21 protein-coding genes are annotated in these 16,796 nt (G+C 49.9%); 12 read left to right on the forward strand and 9 right to left on the reverse strand.

Translation table 11 applies throughout. From position 1 onward, the window contains the following. The first annotated feature begins 247 nt into the window (after positions 1–247). Positions 248–910, forward strand: a complete 663-nt coding sequence (locus tag ACN0R1_RS06090) for a tRNA-uridine aminocarboxypropyltransferase (protein ID WP_417580947.1) — start codon at positions 248–250, stop codon at positions 908–910. Positions 911–954: 44 nt separating this feature from the next. On the opposite strand, the gene secB is transcribed toward ACN0R1_RS06090, so the two are convergent. From secB to ACN0R1_RS06105, 3 genes are read right to left on the reverse strand one after another with little or no spacing between them, the layout of a single operon-like run. Further along, positions 955–1,437 (reverse strand): protein-export chaperone SecB, encoded by a 483-nt coding sequence (gene secB / locus ACN0R1_RS06095; protein WP_417580949.1) that lies wholly within the window; start codon positions 1,435–1,437, stop codon positions 955–957. A gap of 24 nt (positions 1,438–1,461) precedes the next feature. Then, a complete protein-coding gene (gene grxC / locus ACN0R1_RS06100; RefSeq protein ID WP_417580951.1) occupies positions 1,462–1,722 on the reverse strand; it encodes a glutaredoxin 3 in 261 nt (86 codons plus the stop codon). A 3-nt stretch (positions 1,723–1,725) separates the two neighbouring features. Beyond that, entirely contained in the window at positions 1,726–2,142 is a 417-nt protein-coding gene (locus tag ACN0R1_RS06105; protein WP_417580953.1) for a rhodanese-like domain-containing protein, read from the reverse strand. Between the two features lie 152 nt (positions 2,143–2,294). Here ACN0R1_RS06105 and gpmI point away from each other — a divergent pair, with 152 nt between their 5' ends. From gpmI to ACN0R1_RS06125, 4 genes are read left to right on the forward strand one after another with little or no spacing between them, the layout of a single operon-like run. Beyond that, the gene (gene gpmI / locus ACN0R1_RS06110) at positions 2,295–3,848 is read left to right on the forward strand and encodes a 2,3-bisphosphoglycerate-independent phosphoglycerate mutase (protein WP_417580955.1); all 1,554 of its coding nucleotides are present in this window, start codon (positions 2,295–2,297) and stop codon (positions 3,846–3,848) included. Between the two features lie 8 nt (positions 3,849–3,856). Then, positions 3,857–4,996, forward strand: a complete 1,140-nt coding sequence (locus ACN0R1_RS06115; RefSeq protein WP_417580957.1) for a murein hydrolase activator EnvC family protein — start codon at positions 3,857–3,859, stop codon at positions 4,994–4,996. 22 nt (positions 4,997–5,018) lie between these two features. Next, entirely contained in the window at positions 5,019–6,299 is a 1,281-nt protein-coding gene (locus ACN0R1_RS06120) for a S41 family peptidase (protein ID WP_417580959.1), read from the forward strand. A gap of 58 nt (positions 6,300–6,357) precedes the next feature. Next, on the forward strand, positions 6,358–7,128 hold the full coding sequence (locus ACN0R1_RS06125; RefSeq protein ID WP_417580961.1) for a divergent polysaccharide deacetylase family protein: 771 nt from the start codon (positions 6,358–6,360) through the stop codon (positions 7,126–7,128). Here ACN0R1_RS06125 and slmA read toward each other — a convergent pair. The 5 genes from slmA to coaBC are packed head-to-tail and all read right to left on the reverse strand — an operon-like array spanning position 7,099 to position 11,744. Next, entirely contained in the window at positions 7,099–7,713 is a 615-nt protein-coding gene (gene slmA / locus ACN0R1_RS06130; RefSeq protein WP_417580963.1) for a nucleoid occlusion factor SlmA, read from the reverse strand. The two genes, ACN0R1_RS06125 and slmA, sit on opposite strands and share 30 nt — an antisense overlap. 18 nt (positions 7,714–7,731) lie before the next feature. After that, positions 7,732–8,634: an acetylglutamate kinase gene (gene argB / locus ACN0R1_RS06135; RefSeq protein ID WP_417580965.1), complete on the reverse strand. Its 903-nt coding sequence runs from the start codon at positions 8,632–8,634 to the stop codon at positions 7,732–7,734. Between the two features lie 23 nt (positions 8,635–8,657). Then, on the reverse strand, positions 8,658–10,046 hold the full coding sequence (locus ACN0R1_RS06140) for a phosphomannomutase/phosphoglucomutase (protein ID WP_417580967.1): 1,389 nt from the start codon (positions 10,044–10,046) through the stop codon (positions 8,658–8,660). Between the two features lie 32 nt (positions 10,047–10,078). After that, positions 10,079–10,534, reverse strand: a complete 456-nt coding sequence (gene dut, locus ACN0R1_RS06145; protein ID WP_417580969.1) for a dUTP diphosphatase — start codon at positions 10,532–10,534, stop codon at positions 10,079–10,081. Then, positions 10,515–11,744 carry a bifunctional phosphopantothenoylcysteine decarboxylase/phosphopantothenate--cysteine ligase CoaBC gene (coaBC, locus tag ACN0R1_RS06150; RefSeq protein WP_417580971.1) on the reverse strand — a complete coding sequence of 410 codons (1,230 nt, stop codon included), beginning with the start codon at positions 11,742–11,744 and terminating at the stop codon, positions 10,515–10,517. Before coaBC ends, dut begins: the two co-directional genes overlap by 20 nt. A 192-nt stretch (positions 11,745–11,936) precedes the next feature. Here coaBC and ACN0R1_RS06155 point away from each other — a divergent pair, with 192 nt between their 5' ends. Then, positions 11,937–12,533: a hypothetical protein gene (locus ACN0R1_RS06155; RefSeq protein ID WP_417580973.1), complete on the forward strand. Its 597-nt coding sequence runs from the start codon at positions 11,937–11,939 to the stop codon at positions 12,531–12,533. Between the two features lie 230 nt (positions 12,534–12,763). Then, positions 12,764–13,438: a RadC family protein gene (gene radC / locus ACN0R1_RS06160; protein ID WP_417580975.1), complete on the forward strand. Its 675-nt coding sequence runs from the start codon at positions 12,764–12,766 to the stop codon at positions 13,436–13,438. A 60-nt stretch (positions 13,439–13,498) separates the two neighbouring features. Here radC and ACN0R1_RS06165 read toward each other — a convergent pair whose 3' ends face one another. After that, complete coding sequence (locus ACN0R1_RS06165; protein ID WP_417580977.1) at positions 13,499–13,858, reverse strand: 2Fe-2S iron-sulfur cluster-binding protein; 360 nt, start codon at positions 13,856–13,858, stop codon at positions 13,499–13,501. A gap of 332 nt (positions 13,859–14,190) precedes the next feature. Between ACN0R1_RS06165 and ACN0R1_RS06170 the strand changes: the two genes are divergently transcribed. The 5 genes from ACN0R1_RS06170 to mutM all read left to right on the forward strand — a co-directional run bounded on the left by ACN0R1_RS06170 (position 14,191) and on the right by mutM (position 16,780). Then, on the forward strand, positions 14,191–14,322 hold the full coding sequence (locus tag ACN0R1_RS06170) for an entericidin A/B family lipoprotein (RefSeq protein WP_417580978.1): 132 nt from the start codon (positions 14,191–14,193) through the stop codon (positions 14,320–14,322). 266 nt (positions 14,323–14,588) lie between these two features. Then, positions 14,589–14,825, forward strand: a complete 237-nt coding sequence (gene rpmB / locus ACN0R1_RS06175) for a 50S ribosomal protein L28 (protein ID WP_417580980.1) — start codon at positions 14,589–14,591, stop codon at positions 14,823–14,825. 11 nt (positions 14,826–14,836) lie between these two features. Continuing rightward, positions 14,837–15,007, forward strand: a complete 171-nt coding sequence (gene rpmG, locus ACN0R1_RS06180) for a 50S ribosomal protein L33 (protein ID WP_036511775.1) — start codon at positions 14,837–14,839, stop codon at positions 15,005–15,007. Positions 15,008–15,076: 69 nt separating this feature from the next. Continuing rightward, complete coding sequence (locus ACN0R1_RS06185; protein ID WP_417580982.1) at positions 15,077–15,964, forward strand: DMT family transporter; 888 nt, start codon at positions 15,077–15,079, stop codon at positions 15,962–15,964. Between the two features lie 3 nt (positions 15,965–15,967). Beyond that, positions 15,968–16,780, forward strand: coding sequence for a bifunctional DNA-formamidopyrimidine glycosylase/DNA-(apurinic or apyrimidinic site) lyase (mutM, locus tag ACN0R1_RS06190; protein WP_417580984.1), 813 nt, complete (start codon positions 15,968–15,970; stop codon positions 16,778–16,780). The last annotated feature ends 16 nt before the right edge of the window (positions 16,781–16,796 follow it).

Below are 16,796 nucleotides of genomic sequence, written 5' to 3' on the forward strand. Positions count from 1 at the left end.
AGTAGTGAAACGCGTCATCGCCGATGGTAGTGTGGGGTCTCCCCATGTGAGAGTAGGTCATCGCCAGGCACTTAATATAAAAGAAAGGGTCATCCAGCAGGGTGGCCCTTTTTTTATGTGCAGAATGTACGGGCAGAAAACTGCTCCTGCGTTTTCTGCATAAGCGCCGTCCTTGGCGCGATATGCCGCGAGCGCAGGGATGCGCAGAAGCGGCGATATTTGCTCGTTATTTAGGAGTCGGTTGTATATGCTTGTTCCTGAAATAGATCATCCTTTTCCACGCAAACCCTTTAATGCGCGCGGTTCCAAGGTTGTGCGTTGTGACGCCTGCCGTTTGCCTGAATCCTTTTGTATCTGTACTGATATTCGTGTAGCTGAACCTGCGGCTGATTTCTGGCTGTTAATGCATCACAATGAGTTTTACAAGCCTTCGAATACGGGGCGGCAGATCTTACAAACCTTCCCCGGTAGTGGCGTCTCTGAATGGCAGCGATTGCAGATGCAGCCGGAATTTGAGACATTGCTGCAGCAACGTAAGGGCTCCGTCTGTCTGGTTTTTCCTGAAGCACCAGATTACAAGCACCGCATGATCACTAATACATTGGAGCTGGAAGGTCGTCCACTGTTTGTGATACCGGATGGTACCTGGCGCCAGGCAAGGCGTATTTTCAGGCACAGTGACTATCTACAGGATCTGCCCGTGATTGAGCCGCGTGTACTGGAAGGGAGTGGTTATTTTCTGCGTAGCTCGGGGCCGGAGCATCATCTGTGCACCGCTGAGGTCGCAGTGGCGTTATTGGCGCAGATGGGGGATGAGGTTGGAGCGAGTGCATTGATGCATAACTTCAAACTGTTTAATGAGCGTTATTATGCGTCAAAAGGCAGAAATCTGCAGACAGCAGCAAGGTGATATTCACCGTGGGTGCTACTGTCTACAGGTAAGTTACCGCTAATTTAGTGGGTTTCTTCAGGTGCTGGTTTGTCTTCAGCTGCTTTTTGCTGTTCGGCTTTCTGCTGTAACTGTTGAGCGTAGAGCGCATCAAAGTTAACTGGAGCAAGCATCAGCGGAGGGAAGCTGGCACGGGTCATGAAGCTGTCAACGGCTTCACGTGCATAAGGAAACAGAATGCTGGGGCAAAAGGCGCCGAGCGTGTGGCCAAGCTGTTGATCTTCAAGACCACTGATCAGGAAAATGCCAGCTTGCTGCAGTTCGATCAATAGTGCTGTTGCACCATCATTCTTAATAGTTACAGTCAGTGTCAGTACGACTTCATAGTGGTTGTCATCAAGACGACTGGTTTTGCTGTTCAGATCCAGTTTGACATCGGGCTTCCAGCCTTTGGTGAAAACAGAGGAACCCTCAGGTGTTTCCAATGAAACGTCTTTAAGGAAAACGCGCTGTAACGCAAATTGTGGTGCGGCTTGGTTTTCGGCCATGTTACAAATCCTTCGTCGGTTTATTTAAGCGGGTTGATCAAGCAGTGGATCTAGCTTGCTCTCAATATCCAGTTCGTAGAGTTCATCACAGCCGCCGACATGCAAACTGTTAATGAATATCTGCGGTACGGTGTTTCGACCACTACGCTGTATCATTTCCTGGCGTAATTCGGGTGAGCTACCGACATCTATCTCTTCATAAACAGCCTTTTTCTTGTCGAGCAGGTATTTTGCTCTATGACAAAAAGGGCAGGTTCGGGTGGTGTAAATCGTAATTTTAACCATGGTTTATTTCTTCACTATTGGGAGGTGCTGGGCCTTCCATTCGGTGATACCGCCAGCCAATCGTGTGACCTCGGTAAAACCGCTAGCTTTGAGCTTCTTGCCGGCACTACCTGCTGTCTGGCCCAGGTTGCAGACGACAATGATAGGCTTGTCTTTTAAGCTCTCTAGCTCGGTGATGCGCTTGTCCAGATCCGCAAACGGAATATGACGGGAGTTGGCAATGTAGCCAGTGTCCCATTCCTTTTTGGTTCGAATATCCAGAAGAACCGCCGATTCTTTGTTAATCATGCGGGTAGCCTCCGCTGGAGAAACCGAACGTCCGGATTTTCTTTTTTCTGTCCACAGTAAAACTGCAAGAGTGACCAGCCAGGCACTGGCTAGTAGCGGGTGGTTGCCAATAAATTCAAAAATTTTTTCCATCGGGGGTTCCGTTCTGTGAACTCAAAAAAACTTTACTAAGTATACAATGTACGGCTCTCGGGGATAAGGGTTAAACGTATCTGTGTTAGCCTTAATGCCGGATAGTCAGTAAAATGATTATATTTTTCACTTTCAAAAACAGATGGCCGACTATGAGCGATAATCGATCAACCAAAGCACTGATAATTCTTGATGGTTTTGGTGTTGAATCAACACCCTCATCTGCTATTGATGCGGCGAACACGCCCAACTGGGATGCCTTACTGGCCTCTAACCCCAACTCACGCATTGCTACCTCTGGTTTGGCGGTAGGATTACCTGAAGGGCAAATGGGTAATTCAGAAGTCGGCCATATGAATATCGGTGCTGGACGGGTGGTGTATCAGAATTTTACCCGTATTTCTAAATCGATTGAGGACGGTGATTTCTTTACTAACCCCGCATTGACGGCTGCGATGGATAAAGTCATAGCAAAGGGATCCGCGTTGCATGTAGCGGGACTTCTGTCTCCCGGTGGCGTGCATAGCCATGAAATGCACCTGTTTACGCTGATTGAGATGGCGGTGAAGCGGGGTGTAGAAAAAGTCTATCTGCATGCGATCCTGGATGGTCGTGATATGCCCCCGCGCTCGGCTGAACCATCACTGGAAAAAGCAGATGCGCTGTTCAAGCGACTTGGCTGTGGGGCTGTCGCCACGGTAATTGGGCGTTACTTTGCCATGGATCGTGATAATCGTTGGGATCGTGTGCAACTGGCCTATGATGCAATGACATTGGGACAGGGTGAGTATTATGCACAATCGGCCCAACAGGCGTTGGCGGAAGCCTATACACGTGATGAAAATGATGAATTCGTAAAACCCACCGTTATTACCGATATGGCGGGTCATCCCAAAGGTGTTATCAGCGACGGTGATGCGGTGATCTTTGCTAATTTCCGTCCGGACCGTGCGCGTGAAATTACCCGGGCCTTTACTGAGGGTGATAAATTTAGCGGCTTTCAGCGACAAAAACATCCTGAGCTCTCCGCCTATGTGACCTTCACTGAATATGCTGCCGATATTGACGCGGCGTGCGCTTATCCACCAACAGCCCTGCATAACGACCTGGGCGAGTATTTATCCTCGCTGGGCAGAACGCAGTTACGCATTTCAGAAACGGAAAAATATGCGCATGTCACCTTTTTCTTTAACGGAGGGCAGGAAGCTGTTTATCCGGGTGAAGAGCGTATCCTGGTTCCTTCCCCGCAGGTTGCGACCTATGACCTCAAGCCTGAAATGAGTGCCTTTGAAGTCACGGATAAGCTGGTTGAAGCGATTAAAAGCCGTCGTTATGACCTGATAGTGTGTAATTTTGCTAATGGCGATATGGTGGGTCATTCTGGTAAGTTTGATGCGGCTGTTAAGGCCGTTGAAGTGGTTGATCAATGCATTGGCCAAGTGCTGGAAGCGATGCGTTCAGTGCAGGGTGAAACGCTGATAACGGCTGATCATGGTAATGTTGAAATGATGCAGGATCCAGAAACAGGTCAACCCCATACCTCGCATACCATCTGGCCGGTTGCACTTATCTATGATGGGCCCCGAGCGGCTTCGGTTCAATTGCGTGACGGTGCTTTATGTGATTTGGCACCCACGTTGCTGCACCTGATGGATCTTCAGTCCCCTGAAGAGATGACCGGTAAGTCTTTAGTTGATATGAGCTGATTCGCCAGGTGTTCAAACGTGTTTTAGTCATGCTGTTGCCTGGGCTGCTGTGTTTGGCTAGTCCTGCCTGGGCGCAAGATCAGCAGGCAACTCAGGCTCAACTGGACAGGTTGAAGCAGGAGGTTGCACAGGTACAACGGCGTATAGCAGATCAGGAGCGCCAGCGTCAGGATGAACAGCAGGCTTTAGCCCAGGCGGAGCGGGAAATAGGTCGAGTTACGGCTGAGTTACGTACACTCGATCACGAGCTGGTACAGCTGGATACTGACATGCAGGGATTGCAGAGTCAGCGTGAGGCACTTGAAACTGCCTTGGTGGAGCGCCGTGGTTTGATTGAGCAATTGATTCAAGAGCAATATCGTCAAGGCCGACAACCGCGTTTGCAATTGCTGCTGAAGCAGGAAGACCCTGAGCGTTTGGATCGGATGTTGCGCTATTATGACTATTTGAATGCCGAGTTGACCGAACAGTTGCAAGCTTATCAACAGCAACTGGATAGTTTGGGAACAACGCGTGCACAGATAGGGTCAACCGAACAGCAAATAGCGGACAGGCGATCCCAGTTGGAGACAGAACAGCAACATCTACAAAAGGCACGTGCCGACCGTCAAGCGGCGGTGGCACAGTTAGCGACAGCGCAGCAGCAAGAACAACAGCGTCTTGCGGCTCTACGCCGTGACCAAGAGGCGATGGAAGCGTTACTGGCGGATATTCAGCGTTCTTTGGAAGCGGCGCGCCTTGCACAGGATAGACAAGATTTTGCCAGACTAAAGGGGGCTTTGCCTTGGCCATTGCAAGGACGCATACTACGAAGCTATGGTCATCAGCGTAGTGGTGTGGCTTTTGAAGGCTTATTGATTGCTGGCCAGGCTGGAGCTGAGGTAAAAGCCGTGCACCACGGGCGCGTGGTGTTCTCAGACTGGTTGCGTGGCTATGGGCTGGTGTTGATACTGGATCATGGTTCGGGTTATATGAGTCTGTATGGCCATAACCAAACGCTGTTATTCGAGCCTGGCGACTGGGTTACCACAGGGCAGGCCATTGCTACGGCGGGAAATAGCGGTGGTCATGAAGAAACCGGACTTTATTTTTCTATCCGTCATCAGGGTACACCGGTAAATCCGTCGCAATGGCTGAAACAACCTTAAACTGGCACCAAAGGATCTACTTATGAAAGGTTTGCGCATCTATCAATTATTACCGATTTCACTGTTTGCGCTAATGTGTGCTCAGTTTGTGCTGGCAGAAGAGGTTGAAACTGAAGCCACGACTATTCCGGTAGAAGAACTGCGTTTGTTTGCTGAAGTGTTTGATCGTATCAAATCGGCTTATGTAGAACCTGTATCGGATAAAAAATTGCTTGAGGATGCCATTCGTGGAATGCTCAGCGGGCTGGATCCTCACTCGGCTTATCTGGATGCGCAAGCTTTTGAAAATCTGCAGGTGCACACGTCCGGCCAGTTTGGTGGCTTGGGTATTGAGGTGGGTTTACAAGATGGCTTTATCCGAGTTATCGCACCGATTGATGATACGCCAGCACAGCGAGCTGGCATCCAAGCTGGCGATCTGATCACTAAAATTGGTGATGAATCGATTCAGGGTGTCAGTCTTAATGAGGCTGTGGATAAAATGCGCGGCAAAATCGGCACTCCTGTCACCTTGACATTGATGCGTGAGGGCATCGAAAAACCGTTTGAGTTGACGCTGGAACGCGCTTCAATCAGTGTTACTAGTGTCCGGCATCGGTTGTTGGAAACGGGTTATGGCATGATTCGTGTCAGCCAGTTCCAGAACAATACCGCCGAGCAGCTTACACGTTCCATTGACGCTCTGAGGGCTATGGGTGAGCTAAAAGGCCTTGTTCTGGATCTGCGTAATAACCCGGGTGGAGTGCTTCAAGCTGCCGTCCAGGTGAGTGATGCTTTCTTATCGGAAGGGCTGATCGTTTATACGGATGGTCGTTTGCCCAATTCTGAACTGAGCTTCAGTGCTACGCCAGAAACGCCAGCTGGTGATATTCCTTTGGTAGTATTGATTAATGCCGGATCAGCCTCTGCATCAGAAATTGTTGCTGGTGCGTTACAGGACCACCGTCGCGCTATTGTGATGGGAACAGATAGTTTTGGCAAAGGCTCGGTTCAGACTATTCTGCCAGTCAGTGTCGACCGAGGCGTAAAATTGACCACAGCCCGCTATTACACCCCGAATGGGCGCTCCATTCAGGCTGATGGCATTCGGCCGGATGTGGTGGTGGAAGATGCACGTATTACCCGCATTGAGGCTGAAGCAAACGAGCTTCGGGAGCGAAATCTCAGTGGTCACTTACTAGGCGAGGAGCCTGCTGAAATCAGCCATAATACGGATGATACTCTGGGTCAACGTGACTACCAGCTCTATGAAGCCCTGAACCTGCTTAAAGCGCTTAATATACTGCGGCCGGATCAAGGCTGAAATTGCATTGAAACCTGGGCTATGTGCTGGGCTGTTGTTGTGGGTAGGCATTTGGACTTTGCCTGTATGGGGAGATGAGATTTCTCCTCGCATGGTGCTGGTGATTGATGATCTGGGACCAAACCTGCTGCAAGGGCAGGCGGTACTTGAGCTTCCGGGGCCGCTGACCTATGCCGTACTGCCGTTTACGCCACATGCGGAGCGTTTGGCTGATTTGGCCGCAGAGCGCGGCAAGGAGATTATTCTGCATGCGCCCATGGCCAATATGGCTAATCTAGCCTTGGGCCCTGGTGGTCTGTATCCGCACTTATCGGAGCAGGAGTTTAAGCAGGTACTGAACAGCAACCTGGACTCCTTGCCGCAAGCGCGTGGCTTGAATAACCATATGGGTAGTCTGCTGACACAGCAGGAGCAGCCGATGCGCTGGGTCATGGAAGTTGCCCGCGAACGTAATCTTTTTTATATAGACAGTCGCACTACGGCTGAAACCCAGGCGGCCAGTATTGCCAGAGAAGAGCATATACCGGTACTGGAGCGCAAAGTGTTTCTTGATCATCAGGTTACCGCTGACTATGTTGAGCAGCAGTTCCTGCATGCGATTGAGCTGGCTCAAATGGAAGGGGCTGTGGTGGTGATAGGGCATCCCTATCCCGTTACGGTAGCCTATCTGCAACAGGGGTTGCCCTTGCTGGACGAGTTAGGCATTCAGTTGGTTTCCGCTTCCGCATTTTTGATGCAGGAAGCGGAACTGGAGCGACTGGATCGTTACCAGCAGCTAGAAGAACAGACCACTGGTTCCTTACCCGTTTTGCACCTCGCGCCGGAATAGACCTTCAGCCAGGCGTGGCCATTGTTCCGGCCAGTGCTCGGTTGGGCGACGGCGAAACTCGCTGCGCACATACTGACGAATCTTACCTTCGGCAGTTGCTATCAGCAGGCTGGCACAAGAGCCAGCCGGAATACGAGTTCTAATCCCTTCTTTTTGTTCGGCTTCGCGCATAATCTGCTTGAGTTGGGTTTCCATGCGCTCAAACAGTTGATTGACCTGACTACGCAGTCTGTCGGTTTCACCTGACAGCGCATCGGCGGTCAGAATCCTGGCCATACCAGGGTTCTTTTCAACAAAGGCCAGCAGTAGGGTTAATATTTGCTCACACTGACGTATACCACTGGCTTCAGAGGTAACGATCAGTCTGATCCGGGTGAAGAGGGTCTCTTCGATAAAGCCAATCAGGCCCTCGAACATCCGTGCTTTGCTGGGAAAGTGACGGTAGAGGGCCGCTTCAGACACGCCAACCTCTTTAGCTAACGCCGCGGTGGTGATGCGTTGCCCTGGGTTAACTTCCAGCATCTGTGCCAGCGCTTGAAGGATCTGCTCACGACGGGAGATTTTCAACTGCTGTTTATCAGTCATTCATTTGATCCCTGAGTATTATAAGGATTTGTTGGTGATCAGGGTGCCGACACCTTCATCGGTGAAGATTTCCAGCATACAGGCATGCTCAACGCGGCCATCAATGATATGCGCGGTATTTACACCGGATTTAACTGCACTCAGAGCACAGTCGATTTTTGGCAGCATACCGCCGTAGATGGTGCCATCTTCTATCAGTGCATCCACCTGACGGGTTGAGAGTCCGGTCAGTACCTTGCCTTCCTTGTCCATCAAGCCAGCGATATTGGTTAGCAGGATCAGCTTTTCCGCCATTAGTACTTCGGCGACTTTACCGGCTACCAGGTCAGCATTGATATTGTAGGCGTGGCCATCGGCACCCACCCCAATGGGCGCAATGACTGGAATGAAGTCCGAGTTTTCGAGCATCTGCAGGACTTTGATATTAACGCTTTCTACTTCACCCACATGACCTATGTCGATAATTTCCGGGGCTTCCATTTCCGGCGTTTTATGCTTTACCCGCAACTTGCGCGCGCGCAACAGCTCACCATCTTTACCTGTCAGACCTATGGCCTTACCACCGGCACTGTTGATCAGGCCAACGATTTCCTTATTGACCATGCCACCCAGTACCATTTCGACGACGTCCATGGTTTTAGAGTCAGTGACCCGCATGCCGTTGACAAAGTGGGACTCAATTTTCAGCTGTTCCAGCAGCTTGCCTATCTGCGGGCCGCCGCCGTGAACAACGATAGGGTTCATGCCGATCAGCTTCATCATCACGATATCGCGGGCAAAACTGGCCTTGAGCTTCTCGTCAGTCATGGCATTGCCACCGTATTTGATCACGATGGTTTTGCCGGAAAATTTTTGAATATATGGCATTGCCTCGCTCAGAATTTTCGAGGTATCAATGGCTTGTTGGCGTGTTAGTGGCATAGTTATTACCTGGGGGGTCAGTATTATTCGAGAGGGATCATCAGACTAGAGTCGACTTGATGCAAGCGCGCCTGAAAGGCATCGCGGATACGATTCAAGGCGGCATCTGTTTCAGCTTCAAAGCGTAGCACTAATACCGGTGTAGTGTTGGATGCACGTACCAGTCCCCAGCCATCGGCATAATCAACCCGCACGCCATCAATGTGACTGGTCTGTCCGCCTTCGAAAGTAAGTTTCTGTAGGGCTTCGACAATGGTGAACTTGTTGTCGTCTCGTACTTCAATGTTAATTTCCGGCGTGCTGATATCTTCCGGGTAGGCCTTGAAGATGGCTTCGGCACTGTTTTCGCGGGCCGACAGGATTTCCAGTAGGCGAGCGGCACTGTAAAGTCCATCATCAAAACCGAACCAGCGCTCTTTGAAGAAGATATGGCCGCTCATTTCGCCAGCCAGTTGGGCTCCACAGGCTTTCATCTGTTGTTTGATCAGTGAGTGCCCGGTTTTCCACATGGTGGCCTTACCGCCAGCCGCTTCAATGATCTTCGGCAGCAGGCGTGAACATTTGACATCAAACAGAATTTCCGCACCGGGATTGCGCGCCAGTACATCTTCAGCAAACAGCATCATCACCCGATCTGGATAAACGACATGTCCCTGGTCAGTCACAACACCGACACGGTCACCGTCACCATCAAATGCCAGTCCAATATCAGCCTGATGCGTAGCCACAGCCTGGATCACATCCTGTAAATTTTTCAGCTTACCTGGGTCCGGATGGTGGTTAGGGAAGGTACCATCCACGTCACAAAATAGTGGGATAACCTCGCAGCCCAGGCGCTCAATCAGTTCCGGGGCCAGTATGCCAGGGATGCCGTTACCGCAGTCCACCACCACTTTCAGTGGACGTTTCAGTACAACATCTAAGGTGATTCTCTGCAGGTAGTCTTCAGCAATATCCTGCTGGGTTAGCTGCCCGCTACCTTCTGTGTAGTTCTGCTGTTCAATGCGCTGGCGTAAGGCCTGAATATCGTCTCCTGACAGCGTATGTCCCGCCAGCATCATCTTGAAGCCATTGTAATCAGCAGGGTTGTGGCTACCAGTAATCATGATGCCGGTTTTGTCGGCTTGCTGATGGGCCGCATAGTAGAGAGTTGGGGTCGGCACATAGCCTATATCCAGTACATCACAGCCACCGGCCAGCAGACCTTCGCTGAGTAGTTGTTTAAAGGCTGGGCTGGATAAGCGTCCATCTGCTGCGACAACAACCTGTTTCACGCCCTGTTGTTGTGCTTCTGCAGCAAAGGCGCGACCAAGATGCCAGACCAGCGCATCGGACAAGGCCGTGCCTGCAATACCTCGGATATCGTAAGCGCGGAAAACTTCGGTATCAAAATCAGTCAGTAAATATTTCACGTCAACTCCATCTGTCAGTTTGAAAGTCATATTTAGTGGCGGCCTGAAGAGCCAAAGCCACCGTCTCCACGATCACTGTCAGTAAATTCACTGACGAGGTCAAAATCAGCCTGTACTACTGGTACCAGAACCAGTTGCGCCATGCGCTCGCCAGGCTCCATAACAAAGGCTGTATCCCCGCGATTCCAGCAGGATACGAATAATTGGCCCTGGTAATCAGAATCAATCAGGCCAACCAGGTTACCCAACACTATACCGTGTTTATGACCCAGTCCGGAGCGTGGCAGAATCATGGCACAGAGCTGCGGGTCTTCAATGTGTATGGCCAGTCCGGTAGGGATGAGTTCGGTTTGACCTGGTTGTAGTGTCAGGGCTTGATCCAGACAGGCACGCAAATCCAGGCCGGCTGATCCTGGGGTAGCGTAGTTGGGTAGTGGGAAGCTTGTCCCGATTCTCGGGTCGAGAATTTTAACCTGTAGTTTTTTCATTAGCTGCCATCTGTTGGTTAAAGTGTTGGGCGATATGTTCGATAAGCTGTCGTGCCAACAGCCGTTTTGATGTTTGCGGTAAAGGTACTTCGCCGCTAGCACTGACCAGTGTTACCCGGTTGTCATCACTGTTAAAGCCTATTCCCGGAACTGACACATCGTTAGCAATAATCAAATCAAGCTTTTTACGCTCCAGCTTGCTGCGTGCGTAGCTAAGCAGTTCATGGGTCTCAGCGGCAAAACCTACCGTAAAGGGGCGTTGCGATAAGGCCGCAACGCTGGCGATGATATCGGGGTTTTTGACCAGTCGCAGCTCCATGATCTCTTCGTTGCCCTTTTTGATTTTGTGCTCAGCCACGGCCACTGGTCGGTAGTCAGCTACGGCGGCTGCACCGATAAACAGGTCACAGCTGTTTATACCTTCCAGTGATGCAGTCAGCATCTCTTCAGCCGTTTCAACCTGTATACATTCCACCCGTTCAGGTGCGGTCAGGTTGACCGGGCCGCTGATCAGTTTGACCCTTGCACCTGCATCAACGGCGGCCTGCGCCAGTGCATAGCCCATTTTTCCGGAACTGTGATTGGATATAAACCTGACGGGGTCAAGGGGTTCGCGGGTGGGGCCTGCGGTAATGAATACCGTTTTACCACTGAGTGCCAGATACTCAAACTCGGCGGCGATGAGTTCAGCCAGTGCCTGAGGTTCCAACATTCGGCCAGGTCCAGTATCGCCACAGGCCTGCTCGCCTGAATCGGGACCAAAGACTTTCATCCCCGTGGCTGTAAGTGAACCAATATTACTTTGCGTATGTGAATCTCGCCACATCGCCTGATTCATAGCGGGTGCCAGGCAAATCGGTGCCGTTGTTGCCAGACACAGGGTGGTCAGCAAATCGTTACCCATACCTGCCGTACAGCGGGCAATAAAGTCAGCGCTTGCGGGGGCTATCAGTATCAGATCAGCCCATTTTGCCAGCTCTATATGCCCCATTCCGGCTTCGGCTTCTGGGTCCAGCAGGTGGAGATGCACTGGGTGCCCGGAAAGTGCCTGCAGCGTCAACGGGGTAATAAACTCCGTGGCAGCGGGGGTCATGACGATACGCACATCGGCACCAGCTTTTTTCAGCAGGCGGGTCAGCTCGGCACTTTTGTAGGCCGCTATTCCGCCGGTTATTCCGAGCAGAATGTGTCTGTTAGTAAGTCTATGCATACCCGGGAGGTCCGAAGATTCCATGCAATTAAATAAGACGCTAAGATACCATCTCATTGTGCATTTGCGTAGAGCAGGGCCGGACAGATCTTGCTCCTGTCTATCATAAGGAGGTGACTATGGTCATTCGGGACGGGTCTGAATCGGTTTGGCAATAGCCGCGATGTACTGCAACCTTTAGAGGCTAAGCATATGAAAAAGCAATCGCTTGTATTTCTGCTGTTAATAGTCGCATTTGTATTGTCAGGCTGTAGTTTTTTTGATGGCGTGAAGTATTACACTAGAAGCGATTATTCTTTTTATAATGAAAGCTTCGAACTTAGTGAAGAGTCACTACTAAAAACAGATGGAGTATATGTATTAGAAAGTGTTTGGTCTAGTGTTGATAATGAGATCAATAGAAAGGGTCGGAATAAATCCCTTTATATATTTCATAAGACTGGGCAGTCTAATATGATAATGATGCCCAGTGTTAGTTCTGTACCGGATTATAGAGAAATAGTTATGGAAAACTATAATCGAAGTGAACATAATGAAAATATTGGCACATTGTTTCAAGGGTATTACCGGCTGCAAGGCAATAGAATTATCATAGAAAATGCTAATTCAGCGCTAAAACGATTTAATTATAGCTATGGTTATATTGAGAATGACAAGCTGATAATTGTAAAGCCCAATTCTTTGCAGGGCGATGGGGAATTTGAAGATAAGTACTTTTTACAAACTTATAAAGAGGTATACGTATTTGTACCAGTAGAAAATTTAGAGTCAGTTTTACCTAATTGGTAAGTTTGTTTTTGTGTGGCCAATAGAAATAATATTACTTTCATCTCGGAAAAATTTCTCTTTCACATTGTTTTAGCTCCATCCTTTAACCCACTCATCTGAAAAGCCGTCGATGTCTATACCTATCAAAGCTTCCATACAATTAAATAGGGCGTTAATATATTACCTCATTGTACATTTGCGTAGAGCAGAGCAGGAAGGATCTTGCCCTTGTACATCATAAGGAGGTGAATATGACCATTCGGGACTGGCCAGAAGCTGAGCGGCCGAGAGAGAAACTATTGTCGCAGGGAGCTGCTGCGCTTTCTGATGCTGAGCTTCTGGCGATATTCCTGCGCACAGGAGTCAGTGGTAAAACAGCTGTAGATCTGGCGCGTGAACTGCTGACGCATTTCGGCGGACTTAGGCCACTAATGGAATGCAGTGAAACGGCCTTTTGTCATGCTCCGGGGCTGGGCCGGGCCAAGTACGCGCAATTACAAGCGGTGATGGAGATGTCGCACCGTCACCTCGAAGCGACCTTGGTGAGGGATTCGGCGTTGGAAAGTCCTCAGGCTGTGCGGCAATACTTGTCGGCGCGTCTGCGTCACGAAGCCCGGGAAGTGTTTGCTTGTCTGTTGTTGGATAATCGCCACCGAGTGATACGTTATGAGGCGCTGTTTTACGGCACGATTAATGCCGCCTCTGTATATCCTCGGGAAGTCGTCAAGCTGGCACTTGAGTGCAATGCGGCGGCCGTGATCCTGTCTCACAATCACCCATCCGGTGTCGCTGAACCCTCTCAGGCTGATCGGCAGATTACCGACAGGTTGTGTGAAGCCCTGTCTTTGGTAGATATACGTGTGTTGGATCATATGGTTATTGGTGATACCGAAGTCGTGTCTTTTGCCGAGCGCGGTTGGTTATAACCTCTGGTTAAGGCATGCATTAACCAACCGCTCTCAGATGATGCGCGTCGTTTGGTTGAGTTATTCGCTAGGGTACTCAACCAATATATCTTCATCGCGCATAATCATCTGACAGGCCAGCCGCCAAGGTGATGGCGGAATATCATCAATGAGCATCTGTTCAATCTGTTCCTGACTTACTTTACCCATCTCTTTCAGCACAGCCGTTTCTCGTGGGTTTAAGGGGCCACCCATTGGGCGAGTTTGATCCAGGCTTGTTACTTCAACCAGGCAAGTGCCGCATTCGCCGTTTTGGCAGCCAAAATCTATAGGAATGTGATTTTCTTTCGCCATTTGTAATATGGTTTGTGTGTGGCTGCCCGCGACGGCATAGGTGCGCTTATCTAGGTGCAGGCTGCTTTTAAAGGTTATATGTGCCATAAGTCATGTTCCTCATTATTGTGACAGGTGTTGTGGTGCGAATGACGGCCTTGATTGGGTCATATAGAGGAAGAGCAATTTTTATACCATGCAGAGTTTTGTGAAACTTGTTGGCTAGCAACCCCAGTTTTGCTAAGGGATAGCCGTTATCTTTCTGCGTTTAACCGGATTTTTGTCAGGTTTAGCCCAATGTGTGCTGCAAAGCTGACAAAATCAGTTGATGGTGTTATATAACTGTGCTTTGCTGATGTGTAATGCTGCTATACTGAATGTTGCTGGGTAATCTGGCTGCATCGGCAGCTGGTGTACTGCAAACTAAGAGGCTAATACTTATGAAAAAGCAATCGATTGTATTTCTGCTGTTATTGGCAGCGTTTGTATTGTCGGGCTGTAATACCGTTGAAGGTGTAGGCAAGGATGTGCAGCGTGGTGGTGAAGCCCTGGAAGATGCCGCTAAAGACTGATAGCTTGCTTACCCTGTCTGTATAGGGCGCTGCCCACAGCCTGCGCTTCCTGGTGGTGTTTTAGACCTCAGTTAATATGACTGGTGAAAAAATCATCAGAAAGCTGGCTTGTGGGCTTGAATTGAGTATAATATGCGCCCTTCTATCCCTTAATGGTATGGTATTCTGTCTTGTACATAGGACGCTCCGCCTGAGAGAGTGGTATTTTTTACTCTCAATAAACATCGGATAGGGTAACAGTAACTTACAGAATCAGGATTGATGCAATGTCTCGAGTTTGCATGGTAACGGGCAAGCGCCCGATGACTGGGAACAATGTCTCCCACTCAAATCGTAAAACGCGCCGCCGTTTTCTCCCTAACCTGCATTGGCACCGTTTTTGGGTTGAAAGCGAAAACCGCTTTGTACGTCTGCGTGTTTCCTCTAAAGGTATGCGTATTATTGATAAAAAGGGTATTGATCCAGTTCTGACTGAACTGCGTGCCCGTGGCGAAAAGGTTTAAGGAGCTAGACGATGGCAGCAAAAGGTGCTCGTGAGAAGATTCGCCTGGTTTCCTCAGCCGGAACAGGTCACTTCTACACAACTGACAAAAACAAGCGCAACACCCCGGATAAATTCGAATTCAAGAAATATGATCCGGTTGTTCGCAAGCACGTGATCTACAAAGAAGCTAAAATCAAGTAATTGATTCTGGATCTTCTTGACAAAGCCCGGACCTGGTTCCGGGCTTTGTGCGTTATGGGGGTTTGAAAAATGTTGATTCGGTTTGTACCACTTGTTTTCGTGTTGCTCTGGAGCACGGGTTTTATTGGTGCGCGTTATGCGTTGCCCTGGATCGAACCCTTCAACTTGTTATTTATCCGCATGGTTATCACGCTAGCGGTGTTCCTACTGCTTATTCTGGTAATGCGTGCACCTTGGCCGAGACCTCGTCAAGCTGGACATCAGATGGTTGTCGGGCTGTTGATCCATGCCATTTATCTCGGGGGTGTGTTTGCCGCTATCAAGCTGGCGCTGCCTGCGGGTGTGACCGCTCTGGTTGTTGGTTTACAGCCGCTGTTGACCGCCTTGCTCGCCTGGGTTGGTATGGGGCAGCAGTTGCGTCGTGTTCAGTGGGTGGGACTGGCCGCCGGTTTGCTGGGGGTTTCCCTGGTGCTGAGTAGTGGCTTGATGGCGCAGAGTTTTGAGGTTCATCCTCTGGCCTTGGCTGCGGTGCTGTTGTCACTGTTCAGTATTTCTATCGGTACGCTATATCAGAAAAAATTTGGTGGACAGACTGATCTGCTGACAGGTTCTTTCTACCAGTATCTGGCAACGGCGCTGTGTATGGCGGTATTGGCATACAGTTTTGAAACACGTGAAGTCATCTGGCATGCCGATTTGATACTGTCTTTAATCTGGTTAGTTTTTGGGTTGTCTGTCACTGCCATACTCCTGTTGATGCTGATGATCCGATTGGGTGAGGTGTCCCGTGTTGCCAGCTATTTTTACTTGGTACCACCCCTGACTGCCATTGAAGCCTGGTGGCTGTTTGATGAACAATTAAGTGGCATTGCGCTGCTGGGTATTGTGATAACCGTGACCGGTGTTTATCTGGCGTTGAAAAAACCGGCTGTAAAAGCTAACCCTGGAGTGGAATGATACATGCCTGAACTACCAGAGGTTGAAACCACTTGCCGAGGCATTGCTCCTCATGCTGAAGGTCAAAGTGTTGTTGCGCTGCATGTGCGTCAGCCGCAGTTACGCTGGCTTGTGCCTGCGCAGTTGGCAGAGCAGTTACCGGGCCAGAAAGTGTGCCGGGTGCATCGGCGTGCCAAATATATATTGTTAGCGATGGAGCAGGGCGATTTGCTGATTCATCTGGGGATGTCGGGGAGTCTGCGAGTGTTGCCAGCCGGTACCCCGGCCCTCAAGCATGATCACGTAGATCTGGAATTCAGTAATGGGCAATTGATCCGTTTGACTGATCCACGGCGCTTTGGGGCGGTGTTATGGCAAGACGCTGACACAGTCCATCCGTTACTGCAGAAGCTGGGACCAGAGCCGCTGAGCGAGATATTCGATGCTGATTATCTGGCTAGTTGCTGTAAGGATAGAAAGCAGCCAATCAAACAACGTATTATGGATAACCATGTAGTTGTTGGGGTCGGAAATATTTATGCCAGTGAAGCACTGTTTGCGGCTGGTATCGATCCTCGCCGTGCCGCTGGTCGTGTTTCCAGAGAACGCCTGGGGAAACTGGTGCTGGAAATCAAGAAAGTACTGGGTTATGCCATTGAGCGTGGGGGGACAACGCTGCGGGATTTTGTTGGTGGTGACGGAAAGCCCGGTTACTTTCAGCAAGAGCTGTATGTTTATGGTCGTAAAGGGTCGCCTTGTCGACGTTGCGGCAGTATCCTGAAAGAGGTCCGATTGGGTCAGAGAAGCAGCGTATTCTGTGCTGAGTGTCAGAGCTGATCTATTAATGAACTAG

Origin of the sequence: Nitrincola sp. (genome assembly GCF_048264025.1) — a bacterium.
Lineage (GTDB): Bacteria > Pseudomonadota > Gammaproteobacteria > Pseudomonadales > Balneatricaceae > Nitrincola.

What these genes read in the sequence shown, in the direction of transcription:
- ACN0R1_RS06090 (WP_417580947.1), top strand. Translation starts at nt 248, where the DNA reads ATGCTTGTTCCTGAAATAGATCATCCTTTTCCACGCAAACCCTTTAAT.
- secB (WP_417580949.1), bottom strand. Translation starts at nt 1,437, where the DNA reads ATGGCCGAAAACCAAGCCGCACCACAATTTGCGTTACAGCGCGTTTTC.
- grxC (WP_417580951.1), bottom strand. Translation starts at nt 1,722, where the DNA reads ATGGTTAAAATTACGATTTACACCACCCGAACCTGCCCTTTTTGTCAT.
- ACN0R1_RS06105 (WP_417580953.1), bottom strand. Translation starts at nt 2,142, where the DNA reads ATGGAAAAAATTTTTGAATTTATTGGCAACCACCCGCTACTAGCCAGT.
- gpmI (WP_417580955.1), top strand. Translation starts at nt 2,295, where the DNA reads ATGAGCGATAATCGATCAACCAAAGCACTGATAATTCTTGATGGTTTT.
- ACN0R1_RS06120 (WP_417580959.1), top strand. Translation starts at nt 5,019, where the DNA reads ATGAAAGGTTTGCGCATCTATCAATTATTACCGATTTCACTGTTTGCG.
- slmA (WP_417580963.1), bottom strand. Translation starts at nt 7,713, where the DNA reads ATGACTGATAAACAGCAGTTGAAAATCTCCCGTCGTGAGCAGATCCTT.
- argB (WP_417580965.1), bottom strand. Translation starts at nt 8,634, where the DNA reads ATGCCACTAACACGCCAACAAGCCATTGATACCTCGAAAATTCTGAGC.
- dut (WP_417580969.1), bottom strand. Translation starts at nt 10,534, where the DNA reads ATGAAAAAACTACAGGTTAAAATTCTCGACCCGAGAATCGGGACAAGC.
- coaBC (WP_417580971.1), bottom strand. Translation starts at nt 11,744, where the DNA reads ATGCATAGACTTACTAACAGACACATTCTGCTCGGAATAACCGGCGGA.
- ACN0R1_RS06155 (WP_417580973.1), top strand. Translation starts at nt 11,937, where the DNA reads ATGAAAAAGCAATCGCTTGTATTTCTGCTGTTAATAGTCGCATTTGTA.
- radC (WP_417580975.1), top strand. Translation starts at nt 12,764, where the DNA reads ATGACCATTCGGGACTGGCCAGAAGCTGAGCGGCCGAGAGAGAAACTA.
- ACN0R1_RS06165 (WP_417580977.1), bottom strand. Translation starts at nt 13,858, where the DNA reads ATGGCACATATAACCTTTAAAAGCAGCCTGCACCTAGATAAGCGCACC.
- ACN0R1_RS06170 (WP_417580978.1), top strand. Translation starts at nt 14,191, where the DNA reads ATGAAAAAGCAATCGATTGTATTTCTGCTGTTATTGGCAGCGTTTGTA.
- rpmB (WP_417580980.1), top strand. Translation starts at nt 14,589, where the DNA reads ATGTCTCGAGTTTGCATGGTAACGGGCAAGCGCCCGATGACTGGGAAC.
- rpmG (WP_036511775.1), top strand. Translation starts at nt 14,837, where the DNA reads ATGGCAGCAAAAGGTGCTCGTGAGAAGATTCGCCTGGTTTCCTCAGCC.
- ACN0R1_RS06185 (WP_417580982.1), top strand. Translation starts at nt 15,077, where the DNA reads ATGTTGATTCGGTTTGTACCACTTGTTTTCGTGTTGCTCTGGAGCACG.
- mutM (WP_417580984.1), top strand. Translation starts at nt 15,968, where the DNA reads ATGCCTGAACTACCAGAGGTTGAAACCACTTGCCGAGGCATTGCTCCT.